Source organism: Bacillus sp. MHSD_36, assembly GCF_030757775.1.
Taxonomy (GTDB): domain Bacteria; phylum Bacillota; class Bacilli; order Bacillales; family Bacillaceae_G; genus Bacillus_A.
Genome location: NZ_JAVBIS010000001.1, coordinates 159,522 through 179,441 on the forward strand (window position 1 = coordinate 159,522; position 19,920 = coordinate 179,441).

The following is a 19,920-nucleotide window of genomic DNA, read 5'->3' on the forward strand; positions in this document are numbered from 1 at the left end:
CATGCAAGCAGAGAAGTTTCATGACCTCCCGCTTGAAGACGTGTTAGGTGACCGCTTTGCACGTTATAGTAAATATATTATTCAAGATCGCGCGCTTCCAGATGCGCGTGACGGCTTAAAACCAGTACAAAGACGTATTTTATATTCCATGTACGTAGAAGGAAACGTACATGATAAAGCGTTCCGTAAGTCAGCTAAAACAGTCGGTAACGTTATTGGTAACTATCATCCGCACGGTGATTCCTCTGTATATGAAGCGATGGTACGTTTAAGTCAAACTTGGAAAGTGCGTAATGTTTTAGTTGAGATGCACGGTAATAACGGTAGCGTTGATGGTGATCCAGCTGCGGCAATGCGTTACACAGAAGCCCGTTTATCACCGATTGCATCTGAGTTATTACGTGATCTTGATAAAGAAACAGTGGAATTTGTATCAAACTTCGATGATACGAGTGAAGAGCCTGTTGTATTACCAGCAATGTTCCCGAACTTATTAGTGAACGGATCTACAGGGATTTCAGCTGGTTATGCGACGGAAATTCCGCCTCATCATCTAGGTGAAGTAATCGATGCAACGATGATGCGTATTGATAAACCAAATAGTACGGTAGATGATTTATTAACAGTTATTAAAGGACCTGATTTCCCAACTGGTGGTATTATTCAAGGGATTGATGGTATTAAAAAGGCGTATGAAACAGGTAAAGGTAAAATTATTATTCGCGGAAAAGCAGAAGTTGAAACAATTCGTGGTGGAAAACAACAAATCATAATTACTGAAATTCCTTACGAAGTGAATAAAGCGAACCTTGTTAAGAAAATGGATGAACTACGTATAGATAAAAAATTAGACGGTATTGCTGAAGTACGTGATGAGACTGACCGTACAGGGCTTCGTATTGTCGTAGAATTAAAAAAAGAAGCAAATTCTGAAGGTATTTTAAATTATTTATATAAAAATACAGATTTACAAATTCCATATAACTTCAATATGGTTGCGATAAATAATCGTCGTCCTACACTTATGACATTACCAAAAATTTTGGATGCATATATTGGGCATCAAAAAGAAGTTGTAACAAGGCGTTCTCAGTATGAGTTGAGAAAAGCAGAAAATCGTCAACATATCGTTGAAGGTTTAATGAAAGCATTATCAATTTTAGATCAAGTAATCGAAACAATTAGAGCTTCTAAAGATAAGCGTAATGCGAAAGATAATTTGAGTGCAAAATTTGGCTTTACAGAAGCACAATCAGAAGCGATCGTTTCGTTGCAATTATATCGTTTAACAAATACAGATATTACGGCATTAGAAAAAGAAGCAGATGAATTGAATGAAAAAATTGTGGAGTTACAGGCAATTTTACAGAGTGAAAAAAGATTACTTCAAGTAATTAAAACAGATTTAAAGAGAGTTAAGAAAACATATAGTGATGATCGACGTGCGATTATTGAAGACCAAATCGAAGAAATTAAAATAGATGTGGAAGTAATGATCCCGCAAGAAGATGTCATCGTTACTGTAACGAAAGAAGGATATGTGAAACGTACTGGATGGCGCTCGCATAATGCCTCAAATGGCAAAGACTTCGGTATGAAAGAGGGTGACATCTTACTTGAACGATTTGATACGAATACAACAGAGACAGTCCTCTTATTTACGAATAAAGGAAACTATATATATCTGCCAGTATACGAAATGCCAGATATTCGTTGGAAAGATTTAGGTCAGCACGTTGCTAATATCGTTTCACTCGACCGGGATGAAACAATTATTTGGGCAACTGTCGTACCGAATTTTGAGGAAGAAAAGCGATTTATTGTATTTGTAACAAAGAATGGTATGATTAAGAAGACAGAATTAAATCTATATAAAGTACAGCGCTATTCGAGGGCGTTTGTTGCTGTAAACTTGAAAAAAGATGATGAAGTTGTTGATATATTTGCGACAGATGGAACGAGTGATATCGTTCTTGCAACGCATGGTGCGTATGCACTTATTTTCCATGAAGATGAAGTAAGTCCAGTCGGTGTAAGAGCCGCTGGTGTGAAAGCAATTAATTTAAAAGAAGATGATTATGTCGCTTCTGGTAAACCGTTAAATGGTGACAAAGATCAACTTATTCTCGTAACGCAGCGCGGTGCTGTGAAGCGTCTAAAAGCATCAGAAATTGAGAAATCAACGAGGGCGAAGCGAGGACTTGTTATTTTCAAAGAGTTAAAACGTAATCCATACCGTATTGTCGGTATTGAAATCGTTCGAGATGATGAACTAGTTTATATGAAGACAGAGAAACATATCGTAGAAGAAATTGATCCAAAAGCGTATCGAAATAAAGACCGGTATAGTAACGGAAGTTTAGTACTAGATGTTAACGATACTGGTGAAGTTATTGAAACGTGGACGAAAAAACGACCGGAATAAAAAAAGCATCTTGCTGTGAATAATGGCAAGATGCTTTTTTCTAGGCAAATTATTATGTACATAGTAATAATCTTGTTATAATAACTGAATGAAATCGTTCTCATGAAGTGAAACTTTAATCAGTGGGGATTTTTTTATTCCTGCTAATTATTAGTTGAACCAATCTGACTTTAACGAGTAGTTGATTCCTTACTTAATTTCTTTGCTTACGCTGAATTTTGAGGTAGGAATCTTACTGCCCGTTAAAGCGGGGGGACAGATGGAGGGGCAACATGAAAAAAATAGGTGTAGGAATTGTAGGGTTTGGATTTTCTAGTACAACATTTCATATCCCATTATTACAAACGATAGAGGAATACGATATTCGTGCCGTATTATCTTCAAAAGAAGAGGTAGTAAAAGAAGCATTACCAAATGCTAACGTTGTTAGTACAATTGATGAATTGGTGAAGCGAGCTGATATTGACTTAGTGGTCATTACTTCACCGAATACAACTCATTTTCCATATGTAAAAGAAGCGATATTAAACGGTAAGCATGTTGTTGTAGAAAAACCATTTGTTGTTTCAATTGAAGAAGGAAAAGAGCTTATTTCATTAGCAGAGCAACATAATGTAGTATTAAGTGTATATCATAATCGTCGTTTTGATAATGATTTCTTAACGATAAAGAAATTGTTAGAAGAAAATAGAATAGGGAATGTATATGCATATGAAGCGCATTTTGATCGTTTCCGTCCACATGTACGCGACCGCTGGAGAGAAAAGAACTTACCAGGATCAGGAATATTATATGATTTAGGCTCGCATTTAATTGATCAAGCATTATCAGTATTTGGGAAACCAGAAGCGATAAGTGCAGATGTAATCAAACAACGACCAGGTGCAGAAATTGATGATTACTTCCATGTTATACTTCACTACGGTGTGAAACGTGTCACTTTACATAGTAGCAGTTACGTAAAGCAAGCGGGTCCACACTTTACACTGCATGGAGATAACGGTTCTATCGTGAAATACGGTATGGATTCACAGGAAGAACAATTAAAAAATGGAATGAAGCCAGGCGATAACGGTTATGGAGTAGACGTTGAAGAGAATTTTGCTACTCTAGAAACAGAAGAAGAGTTAGTACGTATTCCAACAGAAGCCGGCTGTTATGACATGTATTATAAAGGTGTAAGAGATAGTATTGTAAATGGTGAGAAACCACCTGTGACAGCAGAAGAAGGATTAGAAGTTATTAGGCTTATTCAATTAGCAATTGAAAGTAGTGAGACGGGTAGAGTTATCACTGTAAAGTAAAAAAGACACGAATTTCGTGTCTTTTTTACTAGGGATATGTGACTATGGCTAATTATTTAGCTTAATCGTTTGTCATACATTAACTGGATTTGTATGCCGTAAGGGTCTTCAATAATACCATATGCTTCACTAAATATATTTTTTTCTAGCGGAGAGATTATTTTCACATGCTTATCGGAAATTAAATTATTATAAAACCTTTGTATCTCTTCTAAATTAGCGCTTTGAATGCAAAGTGACATGTTATTTCCAACGTTATAACGTTCATTAGGATTCATTGTATCTTCTGCTATCATTAGCTTTGTATTCCCAATTTGTAAAACAGAGTGAGCGATATGTTCTTTATTTTCACTTGTAATTTTAAAAGAACGATCTCTTTTCGCCAGTTCTTCATACGTAACAACCATTAATTTTTTGGCTTCTAAATTACGTGTATAAAAGCTAATTGCCTCCTTTGCTTGCCCGTTCATTGAGAGAAAAATAGCTATTTCTAATGTCATAAATTCACAACTCCTTTATTAGTTAATAATTATAATATAGACTAAAAAGGTTTCAATACATGACACCTTTCGGGAGGGGAATATGAAAAAAACGGAACGAATAAATGATATGCTTATTTTCTTAAATAATAAAAGATATTTTAATTTAAAAGATTTAATGGTTAGATATGATATTTCTAAAAGTACAGCTTTACGAGATATTCAATCATTGGAAGAAATAGGTGTACCAATATATTCTGAACTAGGTAGAAATGGAAGTTATAAAATTATAGAAAATAGTGTGTTATCTCCAATTTATTTTAGTGTGGATGAAATGTATGCGTTATACTTTTCAATTCTTACACTAAATGGATACAAGACAAAACCATTTAATATAGAAAGTATTGCGCTTGAAAATAAATTTAAACATGTACTACCTGATAATGTGAGTAAAAACATTTCGATTATGGAACGAACGCTTTCCTTTGAAGTAACAAATCATAGTAATTTTAGTCCATTCTTAAAAGAAATTTTACAGGGGATTTTTGCTGAGCGAGTTTATCATTTAACATATTTAAAAAAAGATGAGGAGAAAGTATTGGTCGCCCAATTTATTCGAATCGAATCTAAATTTGGCCAGTGGTATGCTAAAATCTTTAATTTTGAGACAAATGATGTTCAAATAATTAGATGTGATAAAATTCTTTCTATTGAGGAAACAAGCAATACGAATTCAAAAAATCTTGAAGAACTATTAAGTTATCTTACAAACTTTCACAGAAAACCTGATGCAATTGATTTTAGTGTCATTGTTAATCAAAAAGGAAAAGATATTTTTGATAAAGAGAATTATCCTTCCATGAGGATACAAAAAGAAAGTGAAAATTATAGTATAACAGGCTATTTTAACAAGCAAGAAGTTGAGTTTATTTCAAGTTATTTTCTAAATTTCGGTGAAACGATTATTTCAATTCAGCCTGTGATGCTAAAAGAGTTAATCTATAATAAGGTATTATCTTTAAAGCAGCATTTAACTTCTTTAAGATAAAGTTAGTTTTAGTTGTTTTTAACATGAAAAAGCCCTTGAGATTTAAAATATCCAAAGGGCTTTTTTTGTGATGTTATTTTTTCTTTAGAAACATTATTTTTCTGGGACGGATAGTCCATAAAAGAACATCGTAACGATATCTTGTATATGTTTTTCGCGATCTCCTTCAAGAAGCTTGGCTCCGAAATCATCGCCTAATTTAGTAAACATTTGAATGTATAGCAACATCATTTCTTTAGTAAGATGAGGATTGATTTCATTTTTTTGCTGTGCTTGTTCTAATATTTCTAAATACCAAGGCAGGATTTTTTCGTTTTGATAACTATAAATAAACTCTCGGAGCTCTTCATCTCTTTGCATCATTTGCAGTAACATATCGGGCTGAAATAACCCACCAGTATTCATTTTTCTTACAATCATTTTTTGCATCATATCATGAAAAGGTAATTTTTCCTCTGCAAGATCTTTATAATATTGAAATTCAGATATGATAAATTCTTGTATAAGCTCTCTAAATAACGCATCTTTACTTCCAAAATGATTATAAATTGTAACTTGAGAAACGTTTGCTTTTTTTGCAATATGTTCTATTTTTACTTCATTAAATCCACGTTCTGAAAATAATAAGAAGGCTGCCTCTTTTATGGCACGTTTTTTCTTTTCTTTCACTTTTTCAAAGCCGTTCAATGCAATCACCTCAATTAAAATATACAAGAAAAAATAATGGAAAACAATATTTTTGAAATATGTACATGTAAATATTTCAAAAAGTTGTTGCGAATATGAAAGATGAGGAGTACAATAATTTTGAAATATCACACATTAAATATTTCAAAAAAACGAGGTGGAATTATGATTTCAGTTCAAAATGTCACAAAACAGTTTTCAAATGGAAAAGGTTTGTTTCATATTACATTTGATGTAAAAGAAGGAGAAGTATTCGGTTACTTAGGACCAAATGGTGCCGGGAAATCCACAACGATTCGTAATTTAATGGGATTTATAAAACCGACGGATGGTAAAGCGACAATTTTTGGATTAGATTGCTGGGATGAAGCAGCGAAAATTCAAAGAGAAGTTGGCTATTTACCAGGGGAAATTTCTTTTATTGAAGGAATGAACGGATTAGAGTTTTTAAAGTTAATGCAAGGAATGCGCGGGTTAAAGGATACGAAAAGAAGAGATGAATTAATAGAACGTCTGCAATTTGATGTGAAAACACCGATTCGAAAAATGTCTAAAGGAATGAAGCAAAAAGTAGGAATTGTTGCTGCTTTTATGCATGATCCAGAAGTGTTAATTTTAGATGAACCGACTTCAGGACTCGATCCACTTATGCAGCAAGTATTTATAGATTTAATATTGGAGGAAAAGCAAAGAGGGAAAACAATTCTTATGTCATCGCACATTTTTACTGAGATTGAGAGAACTTGTGACAGGGTGGCTATAATTAAAGATGGACGCCTTGTAACAGTTGAAAATATTCATGATTTACAAAGCATGAGACGACAGGTAATAGATGTAACCGTATCGTCGCAAGAAGAAATTGAATCTCTTACACAATGTAATTTACAATTTGAAGCGGTGAAAGGTAGAGAAGCATCGATTATCGTACAAGGAAACTATCAAACTGTTTTACAAATACTTTCAAACTATAATGTAACGGCACTTCAAACGAGAGCAATGGATTTAGAACATTTATTTATGCATTATTACGATAAGAAAGAAGGGGTAAAGCATGAATAAGCAATTGTTTTTAGCTAGTTTGAAAGAAACACAAAAAAGTATTTTGAGTTATGCTACGGGTGCAGCTCTTTATTTATGGTTGTTAATTTGGATATTCCCTTCCATGGTATCAGCGAAAGGGTTAAATGAATTAATAAGTGCTATGCCTGATAGCGTGAAAAAAATTGTTGGTATGGAAAGTCCGATTCAAAATGTAATAGATTTTTTAGCTGGCGAATATTATAGTCTATTGTTTATTATCATATTAACGATTTTTTGCGTAACAGTTGCAACGCATTTAATTGCTCGTCATGTTGATAAAGGAGCAATGGCATACTTGCTAGCAACACCTGTATCTAGAGTGCAAATTGCTATTACACAAGCGTCTATTCTCATATTGGGACTACTGATCATTGTAGTTGTTACGTATGTAGCTGGTTTATTAGGTGCAGAATGGTTTTTAAGTGATAATAACTTAAATAAAGAATTATTCCTAAAGATAAATATAGTCGGAGGGCTCATATTTTTAGTCGTTAGTGCTTATTCATTTTTCTTTTCTTGTATATGTAACGATGAAAGAAAGGCACTTAGTTATTCAGCAAGTTTAACAATTTTATTTTTCGTAGCGGATATGGTAGGTAAATTAAGTGATAAGTTAGAGTGGATGAAAAATATATCATTATTTACACTATTTCGTCCGAAAGAAATTGCTGAGGGAACGTATAATATATGGCCAGTGAGTATAGGTTTAACTGTCGGAGCACTTTGTATTTTCATAGTAGCAATTGCAGTGTTTAAGAAGAGGGATTTACCGTTGTAAAGTAGAAAGTCCACTGATAGAGTGGGCTTTTTTGATGAGAAAATAATTGTTTTAAAGTTGTCGATCCAAATGGATATGTCCTCAGAGTTACGTATAAAAAAAGGTGAACATTAAGAATGTTTACTTTTTTATGAAAATATTCAAAAAAATGAACCTTTTTCTAGGCTCATCCGTCTAATACATGTAAAGTTAAATTTGAAGTGAGGATGAAACAGGAGGAGCAATTGTGAAAGTAATCCCTTTATATAAAATGATTGTAAAAGAAGAAACTGATGTTTCTTTAGCGAAAAAAGGTGATCATGAAGCGTTTATGGCGCTTATACATACAGAAAAAGTGAAGATGTATCGCATTGCAAAGGCTATGTTACGCGATGAGACAAATATAGAGGATGCGATACAGGCAACAATTTTAAAAGCCTATGAAAATATAAAAAAATTAAAGAAAGAAGAGTTTTTTCAAACTTGGTTAATTCGAATTTTGATAAATGAGTGTAACAACATTATTAGATCATACAAAAAGATAATGGTAATAGAAGAAAATGATTACAATATGAGTGCTTATGATCAGTATGAAGATATAGATTTGTGTAATGCGATTCAATCATTACATGAAGAGTTAAGAGCTGTTACGGTACTTTATTATTATGAAGATATGGATCAAGAGAGTATAGCGAAGCTTTTAGAAGTGCCAAAAGGAACAGTGAAATCGAGATTGGCACGTGCGAGGGAACAACTGCAAAAACGATTAAAGATGGAATAGGGGGTGTATAGGATGGATAATGAAAAATTATTTGATGAGAAATTAAAAAAGAGAATAAACGAAGAGAATGTTATAGTACCGCCAGAGTTAAATGAAAAAATTAATCGTACACTACATAATCTTCCGGTAAAAAAGAAAGGTTACAGAGGTTACAGAGTTTATATGCTGGCTATAAGTACTGCTGTTCTAGCACTTTCCATTGTGTCTATGTCGGAGTTTTCTGATCAAATTTTTGCTCAAAATGGTGGGGTATTTGAATATGTAAAGAAAAAGGCTTTTTCTGATTATGAAAATGAAGAAGAAATAAAATCGAACGTAAATTATCCAGATAAAGAAAAGATCCATGAAAAGATGCTGGATTCCATTGATCATTTTAAAAATATTTCAGGACAATTTGAGGAATATTCTAGTTCGTCAAGAATTGCTACAACATACAAATATGTGATTGATACGGAGCAACAAAGTGGTATCTCTTCGAAAGAAGATAAGCTAACGAAAAAACGAACAATTATATATAACGAGGGCAAGAAAAAAGAATTTGATGATGAGAAGTATACATATAAAGAGACGAAATGGAGCCCGAAAGAAAGAAACTATGAACTATTAAAATTAAATCCTACGGAAAGATTATTGAGAAAATCAGGCGAGAAAAAAAGATATGATGATGAATATATAGGATTCGCGAAGTATAGTATTCAATCAGAATTTGCTGATTTATTAATCCGATATAAAGATTGGAACTATAAAGAAATGAAGTACCTTGGACTGGATTGCTACAAAATAGAAGGGACAATAAATATAGAAATGCCTGTAAGTACATCTGAAGATTTAAGAGGGAAATTTGAAATGGTTGTAGAGAAAAATACAGGGATTATGCTAAAGTTCCTTAGTTTCCACGAAGGCATGATCCAATATTCGATTACGACTGAATGGATCCAAATAAATAAAGGATTGAAAGAGAATGTATTTCAAAAGGATAGCGCTAAGTATGAAAAATTGAAAAACATATTAGATGAATAGAAAACGGAGGGAAATATATGGAGAATACCTCTTCTTCAAGAGAAAAGAAAAATAAAAGAAAATATAAGAAGACAATGATAATAAGTGTATTGTTAGTAGTATTACTATTCGGCGGAGTGGGATATGGTGCTTATGTGTATATGAAAACTTCTAATCTCGTACAAAAATCTAGTTTAAATTTAGCACGCGGTGAAAAATCAAATTTACGTGAGAAAGCTGTAAAGCCGATTACAAATAATGTTTCACTTTTAATTATGGGTATTGATGAAAATCAAGAACGACAAAAGGAGTATAATGGTGCATTTCATACAGATGCGCTACTGTTAGCTACTTTTAATAAAGATGATAAGACAGTGAAATTAACGAGTATACCACGTGATACATACACATATGTTCCAGTTGAAAAGAAAAAAGATAAAATAACGCATGCATATGGAAGTGGTTTCGTTAAAAATGGTAAAGATGGAGGGCCGCAAGCTTCAATGGAAGCGGTAGAAAAATTGTTACAAGTGCCTGTTGATTATTTTGTGAAGTTTAATTTTAATGCATTTACTAAAATTGTTGATGGATTAGATGGGATTGAAGTAGATGTCCCAGTTGAATTTACGGAGCAAAATAGTAAAGATGAACCTGACGCGATTCATTTGAAAAAAGGACTACAAAAATTAACAGGGGAAGAAGCGCTTGCGCTGGCAAGAACGCGTCATATTGATAGTGATGCAATGAGAGGTCAGCGCCAACAACTTGTTATTGAAGCGATGTTAAGCAAATTAAAAAGTGTAGGCTCGATTACGAAGCTAGAAAAAATAGTTGAGGCGGTTGACGGCGATTTTAAAACAAATTTAGTAATGGATGATATTTTATCATTTTATAAATACGGTTTAAACGGTTCAGTTGAAAAAATACAATTAGCTGGTGATGATTTATATTTACCTAACGGTCCAAATGGGAAGCGTGTATATTATTATAATCCTAATAAAAAAGATCTACAGAGTTTGAGTAATACTCTTAGAATACATCTAGGATTAAGTGAAAAGCAGATTGAGGAGAATTGAAGCAGGCGTAATGTCTGCTTTTTATTGCGTTTAATAGTATAACGTTTAAATTTTAATGTTATATACTATTTATAAAAAGTATAAAATAGTGTAACATAATGGTGTGGTTTAAGTTAAATAACAAGGGGGCTATCACATAGCATACATTTCATTAATTAAAATAGTTTGGGAGAAATGAAAAACAGGGGAGTATTAAAAATGAGAATTGTAAAAAATTTAACATTCCAAGTTATTTTGGCAATTATTTGTGGTATTGCAGTAGGGGCAATTTGGCCTAGTGTTGGACAAGAGATGAAGCCAATTGGTGAAACGTTTATCAATATGATTAAAATGGTTATTGCACCAATAATCTTTTTAACGATTGTGCTTGGTATTGCAAGTATGGGAAGTATGAAAAGGGTAGGTCGTGTTGGTGGTAAGGCACTATTATATTTTGAAATTGTTACAACAGTGGCTTTAATTATTGGTATCATCATAGCGAATGTTGTACGTCCCGGAGATGGATTAGATCCCTCAAAACTAAAGGGTGGAGATGTTTCGCAATATGTACAAAGCGGGCAAGAAATGAAGTGGATGGATTTCTTTTTACATATTGTACCGTCTAACATGTTTGAAGCATTTGCAAAAGGTGATATTTTACAAGTTCTGTTTTTCTCCATTTTATTCGGTGCAGGGTTAACGATGCTCGGGAAAAATGGACAACCTGTTATCGACTTTTTTGAAAGATTATCAAAAGTATTTTTTAATATTTTATCTATTGTTATGAAGTTAGCGCCGGTTGGAGCATTTGGCGGGATGGCGTTTACAATAGGGAAGTATGGCTTAAGCACGCTCATACCACTGGGTAAATTAATGATTTGTGTATATGCAACAATGGCGTTATTTGTTTTTATTGTTTTAAATTTTATTTGTAAACTGTACAAATTTAGTTTGTGGAAATATTTAGCTCACATTAAAGAAGAATTACTCATTGTTCTCGGGACATCATCATCAGAATCAGTATTGCCGCGAATGATGACAAAGATGGAAGACTTCGGATGTTCGAAGCCAGTAGTAGGTTTAGTCATTCCAACAGGATACTCTTTTAATTTAGATGGAACGACAATTTATTTATCGATGGCTACTATATTTTTAGCTCAAGTCTTTCACGTCGATCTTTCACTAGGTCAACAATTAACTATAATAGCTATTTTGTTAGTTACATCTAAAGGAGCAGCGGCAGTAACAGGCGGGGGATTTATTGTATTAGCCTCTACTTTGTCAGCAATGAATGTTATTCCATTAGAAGGGTTAGCACTATTACTTGGGGTAGATCGTTTCATGTCAGAGGCACGTGCTATTGTTAATTCAATTGGTAATGGTATTGCGACTGTAGTTGTTGCAAAAAGTGAAAATGAATTTGATGAAGAGAAGTATACGAGAGTAATAGAGGAAATGAAAAAAGAGAAAATGGTCGGATAAAAAAGTCAGCAAAGCTGACTTTTTTATTTTTGTAGAAAAGAGGTTTGTTACGATATACATTATTTATTAACAATAATTTACAGGTGTTTTATAGTGGAGGGATATAAAGACTATTAAATCAATACATAGAATTCAATGAGATATAGTGTTTCGAAAGATTATGGAATTTTTATGAATATTACTGTAAAAAAATAATTTTTTAAAAATTTTCAATAATAACACTTTACAAAACTCGAAAAATTAGTAGAATAATAGTTAATAAGAATCTTCTGATAAATATATAAAGAAAAACGGAATTATCAGAAAATTTCTTAAATGAGAGCGTTTAGAATTAGGGAGGGTACAGAAAGTGAAAAAGAAAAAAATGAAAAAACTAACAGCAGTTGTAGCACCAGTTTTAGCAATGAGTATGGCATTGACAGCATGTTCTACATCAGGTGGAGATAAGAAGACAAGCACAAATTCTAGCTCTGGCGGAGATAGCAAATCAGAAGAAAAATTAGCAGCGAAACAAGTGTTCAATAAAACAGAAAATCAGGAAATTCCAACAATGGATACGTCGAAGAGTACAGATACTTTGGGCTCTCAAATTTTAGGGAACACAATGGAAGGCTTATACCGTTTAGATAAAGAGAATAAACCAATCCCAGCTGCGGCAGAATCAAGCACGAAGAGTGAGGATGGTAAAAAATATACATTTAAATTACGTAAAGATGCAAAATGGTCAAATGGTGATCCTGTAACAGCGAAAGATTTCGTATTTGCATGGCAACGTTTATTAGATCCAAAAACAGCTGCTGAGTATGCATTCATTGCATTCCCAATAAAAAATGCAGAAGCGGTTAATAAAGGTGAAAAACCTGTAACAGAACTAGGAGTTAAAGCAGTAGATGACCTTACTTTAGAAGTTGAATTAGAACAAGCAGTACCATACTTCTTAAACCTAGTAGCATTCCCATCATACTATCCATTAAATGAGAAATTCGTAAAAGAAAAAGGGGATAAATACGGTTTAGAATCTGATACAACTGTATATAACGGACCGTTCGTTCTTACTGATTGGAAGCATGAGCAAGGTTGGAAACTGAAGAAGAATGATCAATATTGGGATAAAAAGACTGTAAAATTAGATGAAATTAACTATAGTGTTGTAAAAGAGCCAGCAACTAATGTGAATTTATATGATAGTGGTCAAATTGATTTCTCCTTATTAACAGGTGAATTTGTTGACAAATATAGAAATAATAAAGAGGAATACGGGGTGTATAACGAACCAAGTACGTTCTTTATACGTTTAAACCAGAAACGTGGTGGACAAGATACACCATTAAAGAGCAAGAAATTACGTGAAGCAATTGCGCTATCAATTGATAAAAAGAATTTAACAAATGTTATTTTAAATGATGGGTCAAAACCTGCAGATTATTTAGTGCCGAAAGGCTTAGCAGCTGGACCTGATGGGAAAGACTTCCAAGAAACGTTTAAAAACGGTGTTAAACCAGATGCGAAAAAAGCAGCTGCTGCATGGGAAGAAGCGAAAAAAGAACTTGGAAAAGATCAAGTTACAATTGAGTTTTTAAACTATGATACTGGTAATGCGAAAAAAGTTGGGGAATATGTAAAAGATCAAATTGAGAAAAATTTAAAAGGTGTAACAGTTAATATTAAACTTCAGCCGTTCAAGCAAAAACTGAAATTAGAAACAGAGCAAGATTATGATATTTCATATGGTGGATGGAGCCCAGATTATGCGGATCCGATGACATATTTAGATATGTTTGAAAGTAAGCACTCTCATAACCAAATGAGTTTCTCTGATCAGAAATATGATGAAATAATTAAAAAAGCTGGTGGGGAATTAATGAGTGATGCGAAGAAACGCTGGGAGGAACTAGGAAAAGCAGAGAAACTACTTCTTCAAGAAGATGTAGCTCTTGTACCTTTATATCAAAGTGCTAGATCTTATGTTATGAAACCGTATGTAAAAGGTGTTGTTAAACATAATATTAGCCCAGAATACAGCTATAAGTGGGCATATGTTACTGAAAAATAATAGAGTTGAAAAAGTACTTCAAAGCAGTCTACATGCCTTGAAGTACTTTTTTTATTGTACAATTGAACGTGAAAATGAAAGAGTAGAGAAGAAATGAAATGTAGTAGATGGAGGATACGTGTAGTATGGTCATAGAAAATAGAATGTTACTATTTTCAAGTAAAATAAATTTTCTAAATATTTTAAAAATAACTTTACAAAAATAGAAAAGTTAGTAGAATATTAATTAATGAGAATTTTCTGATAACTAGTTATTAGAAAATCTCTCAAAATTAGTTTCGTACATAAATTGGGGAGGGTACAAAAATGAAGAAAAAGATGAAAAAGTTCACGGCGGTTGTAGCGCCAGTTTTAGCGATGAGTATGGCGTTGACAGCGTGTTCTGGATCAAGTGGGGAGAAGAAAACAACTACGACGTCTAATGGTGGTGGGAAAGAGAACAAATCCGAAATTAAATACGCAGCAAAACAAGTATTAAATCGTACAGAGAATCAAGAAATTCCGACAATGGATACGTCTAAATCTACTGATACGTTAGGGTCACAAATTTTAGGGAACACGATGGAAGGATTATATCGTCTTGATAAAGATAATAAGCCGATCCCAGCTGCTGCAGAATCTAGTACGAAAAGCGAGGATGGCAAAAAATATACATTTAAATTACGTAAAGATGCAAAATGGTCGAATGGTGATCCTGTAACAGCGAAAGATTTCGTATTCGCATGGCAGCGCTTACTTGATAAAAACACAGCGTCAGAATACGCATTTATTGCTTACTATATTAAAAACGCAGAAGCAATTAATAAGGGTGAAAAACCTCTAACAGATTTGGGGGCAAAAGCAGTAGATGATTATACACTAGAAGTAGAATTAGAAAAGCCAGTACCATATTTCTTGAATTTACTAGCATTCCCGTCATACTATCCGTTAAATGAAAAATTCGTAAAAGAAAAAGGAGATAAGTACGGTTTAGAAGCTGATACAACGGTGTATAACGGACCGTTCGTGATGTCTTCATGGAAACATGAACAAGGATGGCAGCTAAAGAAAAATGATAAGTATTGGGATAAGAAGACTGTGAAATTAGAAGAAATTAACTATAGTGTAGTAAAAGAAGTTGCGACGAAAGTAAACTTATATGATACAGGATCAATTGATTTCACACTACTATCAGGAGAGTTTGTAGATAAATATAAATCGAACAAAGATGAGTACGGTGAGTATTCAGAAGCAAGTACATTCTTCTTACGTTTAAATCAAAAGCGTAACGGACAAGATACGCCGTTAAAGAGCAAAAAACTTCGTGAAGCAATCGCATTATCAGTTGATAAAAAAGGTTTAGCAAATGTTATTTTAAATAACGGTTCAAAAGCAACAGATCAATTAGTACCAAAAGGACTTGCGACAGGACCAGACGGTAAAGATTACCAAGATACATTTAAAAATGGCCTGAAATATGATCCGAAAAAAGGTGCAGCAGCTTGGGAAGCAGCGAAAAAAGAACTTGGAAAAGATCAAGTTACAATTGAATTACTAAGCTATGATGATGGAACTGCTAAAAAGATTGCTGATTATGTTAAAGACCAAATTGAGAAAAATTTAAAAGGTGTAACAATTAATACAAAAATTCAGCCGTTTAAACAAAAATTAAAATTAGAGACTGCACAAGATTATGAAATTTCTTATGCAGGTTGGAGTCCAGACTATGCGGATCCAATGACATTTATTGATATGTTTGAATCGAAGAGCCCATATAATCAAATGAGTTATTCAAATGCAAAATACGACGAAATGGTACAAAAAGCAGGTAATGAATTAATGGGTGATGCGAAGAAGCGTTGGGAAACGTTAGGGAAAGCAGAAAAATTATTCCTTGAAGAAGATGCAGGATTAGTTCCTTTATATCAAACAGGAAGAGCATATGTAATGAAACCGAATGTAAAAGGAATTGTGAAACATAACATCAGTCCTGAATATAGCTTTAAGTGGGCGTATGTAACGGAAGAGAAATAAGAAAAAAGGGCGTTTGAAAAATATATTATTTATTTTTTAAAACGCTCTTTTACTATTCAATTAAATTTAAATAGATAGAGAAGAATAAGAAAAGTGGTACTTACATATAGTAGATGGGGGAGAATTCGTATAGTAGTAATAGATTGTTATTGAATTAAACAAATTAATTATTATGAATATTTTTAAAAATGCTTTACAAATCAAGAAAAATTAGTAGAATAATAATTAGTAATAATTTTCTGATAATTTAAATTAGAAATCTCTCAAAGTTAGTTTCGTACATATAAATTGGGGAGGGTACAAGAATGAAGAAAAAGATGAAAAAGTTTACGGCGGTTGTAGCACCAGTTTTAGCGATGAGTATGGCGTTAACAGCTTGTTCTGGATCTTCTGGTGGGGAGAAGAAAACGACAACGACATCTAATAATGGTGGAGAAGAGAAGAAATCTGATATTAAATATGCGGCAAAGCAAGTGCTAAATCGTACAGAAACGAATGAAATTCCGACGATGGATACTTCAAAAAATACAGATACACTTGGCTCACAAATTTTAGGGAATACAATGGAAGGTTTATATCGCCTTGATAAAGATAATAAGCCAATCCCAGCTGTAGCGGAATCTAGCACAAAAAGCGAGGATGGCAAAAAATATACATTTAAATTACGGAAAGATGCAAAATGGTCAAACGGTGATCCTGTAACAGCGAAAGATTTCGTATTTGCATGGCAACGTCTAGTAGATCCAAAAACAGCTGCTGAGTATGCATTTATTGCTTACTATCTTAAAAATGCAGAAGCGATTAATCAAGGAAAAGGAGAGGTTTCTACATTAGGTGTAAAAGCGGTAGATGATTATACGCTTGAAGTAGAACTAGAAAGACCTGTACCATATTTCTTGAACTTAATGGCATTTGCGTCATACTATCCATTAAATGAAAAGTTCGTAAAAGAAAAAGGAAATAAATTCGGTTTAGAGTCTGATACAACACTGTATAATGGTCCATTTGTGCTTACAGACTGGAAACATGAGCAAGGCTGGAAATTAAAGAAAAATGATCAGTATTGGGATAAAAAGACTGTAAAACTAGAGGAAATCAACTATAGTGTAGTAAAAGAACCAGCTACTAGAGTAAATTTATATGATACAGGTGCAATTGATTTCGCGCTATTATCAGGTGAATTCGTGGATAAGTATAGAAACAATAAAGAAGAGTTTGGGGCCTATTCGGAAACAAGTACGTTTTACTTACGTCTAAATCAAAAACGTGGTGGGCAAGATACACCTCTAAAGAGTAAAAAATTACGTGAAGCAATTGCATTATCAATTGATAAGAAGGCTTTAACGAATGTCATTTTAAATGATGGTTCAAAACCAGTGGATTACTTAGTACCAAAAGGTTTAGCAAGTGGACCAGACGGTAAAGATTTCGCAGAAACGTTTAAGAATGGTTTAAAGCAAGACTCCAAAAAGGCAGCAGCAGCATGGGAAGAAGCGAAAAAAGAACTTGGAAAAGATCAAGTAACAATTGAACTGTTAAATTATGATACTGGTAATGCGAAAAAAGTTGGGGAGTATGTAAAAGATCAAGTTGAAAAGAATTTGAAAGGCGTGACAGTAAATATTAAACTGCAACCATTTAAGCAAAAACTAAAATTAGAATCAGACCAAGATTATGATTTTTCATATGGTGGCTGGAATCCAGATTATGCGGATCCAATGACGTACCTTGATATGTTTGAAACGACAAATTCTCAAAACCAGATGAGCTATTCAAATTCAAAATATGATGACATTATTACTAAAAGTAAGACAGAATGGATGGCTGATGCAAAAAAACGTTGGACAGAGCTAGGGAAGGCAGAGAAATTATTACTTGAGGAAGATGTAGCGCTCGTACCTTTATATCAAAGTGCTAAATCATATGTTATGAAACCGAATGTAAAGGGAATTGTAAAACATAATATTAGTCCGGAATATAGTTTTAAATGGGCGTATGTAGAAGAGAAATAAAAAAACATAAGAGCATTTTCAAGTGCGGTATAGCACTTGGAAATGCTTTTTTACGTGCACGATTTATTGATGGGTGAATATATGTATTATAGAAAATTTAAAGGAGAATTCTATGAAACGAAATACTTATATCGATTTCCTAGCTTATTACGGAATAGGGAGTGCTCATCCTGGTGGTTTTACGTTAACAAAACAATTGTTAGCACAATTGCCTTTTAGATATGGAGCAAATGTCCTTGAACTCGGCTGCGGTACGGGGAAAACAGCGGCGTATATGACAAAAGAATGTGGTTATAAAGTAACGGCGATTGAAAAGAATGAGATTATGATTCAAAAGGCGAAAGATAGATGGTCGTTTGAAGGATTAAACATTCAATTAATTGAAGGGAATGTAGAGCAATTACCTTGTTTGCATGAATCATTTGAGTTCGTACTCGGAGAATCTATACTCGCTTTTACAGAAAAAGAAAAGGTTATTTCGGAGTGCTATCGTGTATTACAGAGGGATGGTAAGCTTGTTGTCATTGAAATGATTATTGATAGGCACATTGGTAAGGGTGAAGAAGAAAAAATCGCTCAATTATACGGGATGCAAGAACTATTAACTGAGAGCGAGTGGGTACAATTATTTCAGAAAGCAAATTTTAAGCGGGTTACTATTGCTGGCGGTGGTACAATTGCAGAAACAATCTCTGCTTATATAGAAGAGCCAGAATGGAATGTATCACAATTTATTCCGAATGAGTTATATGAGGCATGGATGCAGCATGAAAATGTACGGCTTATGTACCAACATATTTTGGGCCACCGTATTTTTATATGTGAAAAATAACGGAAAAGAGTTGGCTAAAGGTAGTCAACTCTTTACTATGTTAAATGAAAAATAATGCAGCTAATGTAATTCCGAAGATGAAACCAAATCCGAGTTCAACACCCCATCCACAACCGCCGCCTCCCCAGCCGCCATCGCAACTACTGCAACCACGACCGCCACATCCACAGCCACTGAATCCACCACCACAACCAAATCCGCAACTATCACATCTGCTAAGGCCGCCGCAAAGATCACAACCACCGTTTGCATATGCGTCATAGTATCCGAATCCAGTATCAAAAGATGAGCGCTGTTGCACTGGCTCAATCCATACAGAGCTGTTTGTCACATCAATTATTTTACCTAAATGAATGCGACCATCAACATCTTCAATTCGAACGACTTTACCGAAATAACGTCGGCACGTATCGTAACATTTTTGTCTATGCATATTCATTTCTCCTTCCGCATTACAGTAATACGATATGTAAGGGGGACAAGTGCGGCTTGTACGAATGCCTATCTATCATAATTGTTATAGGAAAGGGGAAATATAGGAAGATGATATATAAGGAGGAAAGAGCATGAAATCGACAGATCAGTTTCAGACATATGAAGTACCGTGGGAAGAATTTATTGAAGCATTACGAGAGGAAATGAAGAGGCAAGTAGGAGCAGATATTATCGATACAGTAGTTTGTAATTTAGAAGATGGTTTTGAAGTGTATACATATGTGCAGGGGGATTTGGATTTTGAATATAAGGAAGCCCTTGAAAGGAAATACGGGAGCGATGCAAAAACTCCTAATGTATTAACGATTATGTTATTAGCTAGCATTTATAGTACAAGTGAAGAGAATATACGCTTACATGCGGATCATAAAGATGATCCAATTGTTGAAGTGTATGTGAAGCAATAAAACACGCTGTG

Annotated in this window: 17 protein-coding genes; 14 read left to right on the top strand and 3 right to left on the bottom strand. The window is 33.8% G+C overall.

The annotated features are described in order from the left end of the window. Position 1: 1 nt before the first annotated feature. Positions 2-2,425, top strand: coding sequence for a DNA topoisomerase IV subunit A (gene parC, locus Q9B79_RS00900; protein ID WP_306182257.1), 2,424 nt, complete (start codon positions 2-4; stop codon positions 2,423-2,425). Between the two features lie 272 nt (positions 2,426-2,697). Beyond that, positions 2,698-3,729: an oxidoreductase gene (locus tag Q9B79_RS00905; protein WP_306182258.1), complete on the top strand. Its 1,032-nt coding sequence runs from the start codon at positions 2,698-2,700 to the stop codon at positions 3,727-3,729. A 56-nt stretch (positions 3,730-3,785) separates the two neighbouring features. On the opposite strand, the gene Q9B79_RS00910 is transcribed toward Q9B79_RS00905, so the two are convergent. Further along, entirely contained in the window at positions 3,786-4,229 is a 444-nt protein-coding gene (locus Q9B79_RS00910) for a VOC family protein (protein ID WP_306182259.1), read from the bottom strand. A gap of 82 nt (positions 4,230-4,311) precedes the next feature. Between Q9B79_RS00910 and Q9B79_RS00915 the strand changes: the two genes are divergently transcribed. Beyond that, positions 4,312-5,256, top strand: coding sequence for a helix-turn-helix transcriptional regulator (locus Q9B79_RS00915; RefSeq protein WP_306182260.1), 945 nt, complete (start codon positions 4,312-4,314; stop codon positions 5,254-5,256). 93 nt (positions 5,257-5,349) lie between these two features. On the opposite strand, the gene Q9B79_RS00920 is transcribed toward Q9B79_RS00915, so the two are convergent. Next, positions 5,350-5,970, bottom strand: coding sequence for a TetR/AcrR family transcriptional regulator (locus Q9B79_RS00920; RefSeq protein ID WP_154214287.1), 621 nt, complete (start codon positions 5,968-5,970; stop codon positions 5,350-5,352). 138 nt (positions 5,971-6,108) lie between these two features. Between Q9B79_RS00920 and Q9B79_RS00925 the strand changes: the two genes are divergently transcribed. From Q9B79_RS00925 to Q9B79_RS00970, 10 genes are all read left to right on the top strand, one after another. Further along, the gene (locus Q9B79_RS00925) at positions 6,109-7,002 is read left to right on the top strand and encodes an ABC transporter ATP-binding protein (RefSeq protein WP_242296470.1); all 894 of its coding nucleotides are present in this window, start codon (positions 6,109-6,111) and stop codon (positions 7,000-7,002) included. Next, positions 6,995-7,801, top strand: a complete 807-nt coding sequence (locus tag Q9B79_RS00930) for an ABC transporter permease subunit (protein ID WP_306182262.1) — start codon at positions 6,995-6,997, stop codon at positions 7,799-7,801. The genes Q9B79_RS00925 and Q9B79_RS00930 overlap by 8 nt, the downstream gene beginning before the upstream one ends. Positions 7,802-8,027: 226 nt before the next feature. Further along, positions 8,028-8,561, top strand: coding sequence for an RNA polymerase sigma factor (locus Q9B79_RS00935; protein WP_306182263.1), 534 nt, complete (start codon positions 8,028-8,030; stop codon positions 8,559-8,561). A gap of 12 nt (positions 8,562-8,573) precedes the next feature. Next, positions 8,574-9,581 carry an anti-sigma factor gene (locus Q9B79_RS00940; protein WP_306182265.1) on the top strand — a complete coding sequence of 336 codons (1,008 nt, stop codon included), beginning with the start codon at positions 8,574-8,576 and terminating at the stop codon, positions 9,579-9,581. A gap of 17 nt (positions 9,582-9,598) precedes the next feature. Beyond that, positions 9,599-10,636 (top strand): LCP family protein, encoded by a 1,038-nt coding sequence (locus Q9B79_RS00945; RefSeq protein WP_306182267.1) that lies wholly within the window; start codon positions 9,599-9,601, stop codon positions 10,634-10,636. 198 nt (positions 10,637-10,834) lie between these two features. Then, positions 10,835-12,097, top strand: a complete 1,263-nt coding sequence (locus tag Q9B79_RS00950) for a dicarboxylate/amino acid:cation symporter (RefSeq protein WP_306182269.1) — start codon at positions 10,835-10,837, stop codon at positions 12,095-12,097. A gap of 349 nt (positions 12,098-12,446) precedes the next feature. Then, positions 12,447-14,150: a peptide ABC transporter substrate-binding protein gene (locus Q9B79_RS00955; protein ID WP_306182271.1), complete on the top strand. Its 1,704-nt coding sequence runs from the start codon at positions 12,447-12,449 to the stop codon at positions 14,148-14,150. Between the two features lie 306 nt (positions 14,151-14,456). Then, positions 14,457-16,163, top strand: a complete 1,707-nt coding sequence (locus Q9B79_RS00960; protein ID WP_306182273.1) for a peptide ABC transporter substrate-binding protein — start codon at positions 14,457-14,459, stop codon at positions 16,161-16,163. A 305-nt stretch (positions 16,164-16,468) separates the two neighbouring features. Beyond that, positions 16,469-18,175 carry a peptide ABC transporter substrate-binding protein gene (locus Q9B79_RS00965; RefSeq protein ID WP_306182274.1) on the top strand — a complete coding sequence of 569 codons (1,707 nt, stop codon included), beginning with the start codon at positions 16,469-16,471 and terminating at the stop codon, positions 18,173-18,175. A 112-nt stretch (positions 18,176-18,287) separates the two neighbouring features. Further along, on the top strand, positions 18,288-19,007 hold the full coding sequence (locus tag Q9B79_RS00970; RefSeq protein ID WP_306182275.1) for a class I SAM-dependent methyltransferase: 720 nt from the start codon (positions 18,288-18,290) through the stop codon (positions 19,005-19,007). Positions 19,008-19,047: 40 nt separating this feature from the next. On the opposite strand, the gene Q9B79_RS00975 is transcribed toward Q9B79_RS00970, so the two are convergent. Next, on the bottom strand, positions 19,048-19,440 hold the full coding sequence (locus tag Q9B79_RS00975) for a hypothetical protein (protein ID WP_306182276.1): 393 nt from the start codon (positions 19,438-19,440) through the stop codon (positions 19,048-19,050). Positions 19,441-19,573: 133 nt separating this feature from the next. Between Q9B79_RS00975 and Q9B79_RS00980 the strand changes: the two genes are divergently transcribed. Next, positions 19,574-19,909, top strand: a complete 336-nt coding sequence (locus Q9B79_RS00980) for a hypothetical protein (protein ID WP_306182277.1) — start codon at positions 19,574-19,576, stop codon at positions 19,907-19,909. The last annotated feature ends 11 nt before the right edge of the window (positions 19,910-19,920 follow it).

Excerpts from the sequence above, each read along its gene's own strand:
- Q9B79_RS00915 (WP_306182260.1), top strand. The coding sequence starts at position 4,312 with ATGAAAAAAACGGAACGAATAAATGATATGCTTATTTTCTTAAATAAT.
- Q9B79_RS00980 (WP_306182277.1), top strand. The coding sequence starts at position 19,574 with ATGAAATCGACAGATCAGTTTCAGACATATGAAGTACCGTGGGAAGAA.
- Q9B79_RS00910 (WP_306182259.1), bottom strand. The coding sequence starts at position 4,229 with ATGACATTAGAAATAGCTATTTTTCTCTCAATGAACGGGCAAGCAAAG.
- Q9B79_RS00940 (WP_306182265.1), top strand. The coding sequence starts at position 8,574 with ATGGATAATGAAAAATTATTTGATGAGAAATTAAAAAAGAGAATAAAC.
- parC (WP_306182257.1), top strand. The coding sequence starts at position 2 with ATGCAAGCAGAGAAGTTTCATGACCTCCCGCTTGAAGACGTGTTAGGT.
- Q9B79_RS00975 (WP_306182276.1), bottom strand. The coding sequence starts at position 19,440 with ATGCATAGACAAAAATGTTACGATACGTGCCGACGTTATTTCGGTAAA.
- Q9B79_RS00950 (WP_306182269.1), top strand. The coding sequence starts at position 10,835 with ATGAGAATTGTAAAAAATTTAACATTCCAAGTTATTTTGGCAATTATT.
- Q9B79_RS00970 (WP_306182275.1), top strand. The coding sequence starts at position 18,288 with ATGAAACGAAATACTTATATCGATTTCCTAGCTTATTACGGAATAGGG.
- Q9B79_RS00945 (WP_306182267.1), top strand. The coding sequence starts at position 9,599 with ATGGAGAATACCTCTTCTTCAAGAGAAAAGAAAAATAAAAGAAAATAT.
- Q9B79_RS00905 (WP_306182258.1), top strand. The coding sequence starts at position 2,698 with ATGAAAAAAATAGGTGTAGGAATTGTAGGGTTTGGATTTTCTAGTACA.
- Q9B79_RS00930 (WP_306182262.1), top strand. The coding sequence starts at position 6,995 with ATGAATAAGCAATTGTTTTTAGCTAGTTTGAAAGAAACACAAAAAAGT.
- Q9B79_RS00960 (WP_306182273.1), top strand. The coding sequence starts at position 14,457 with ATGAAGAAAAAGATGAAAAAGTTCACGGCGGTTGTAGCGCCAGTTTTA.
- Q9B79_RS00925 (WP_242296470.1), top strand. The coding sequence starts at position 6,109 with ATGATTTCAGTTCAAAATGTCACAAAACAGTTTTCAAATGGAAAAGGT.
- Q9B79_RS00965 (WP_306182274.1), top strand. The coding sequence starts at position 16,469 with ATGAAGAAAAAGATGAAAAAGTTTACGGCGGTTGTAGCACCAGTTTTA.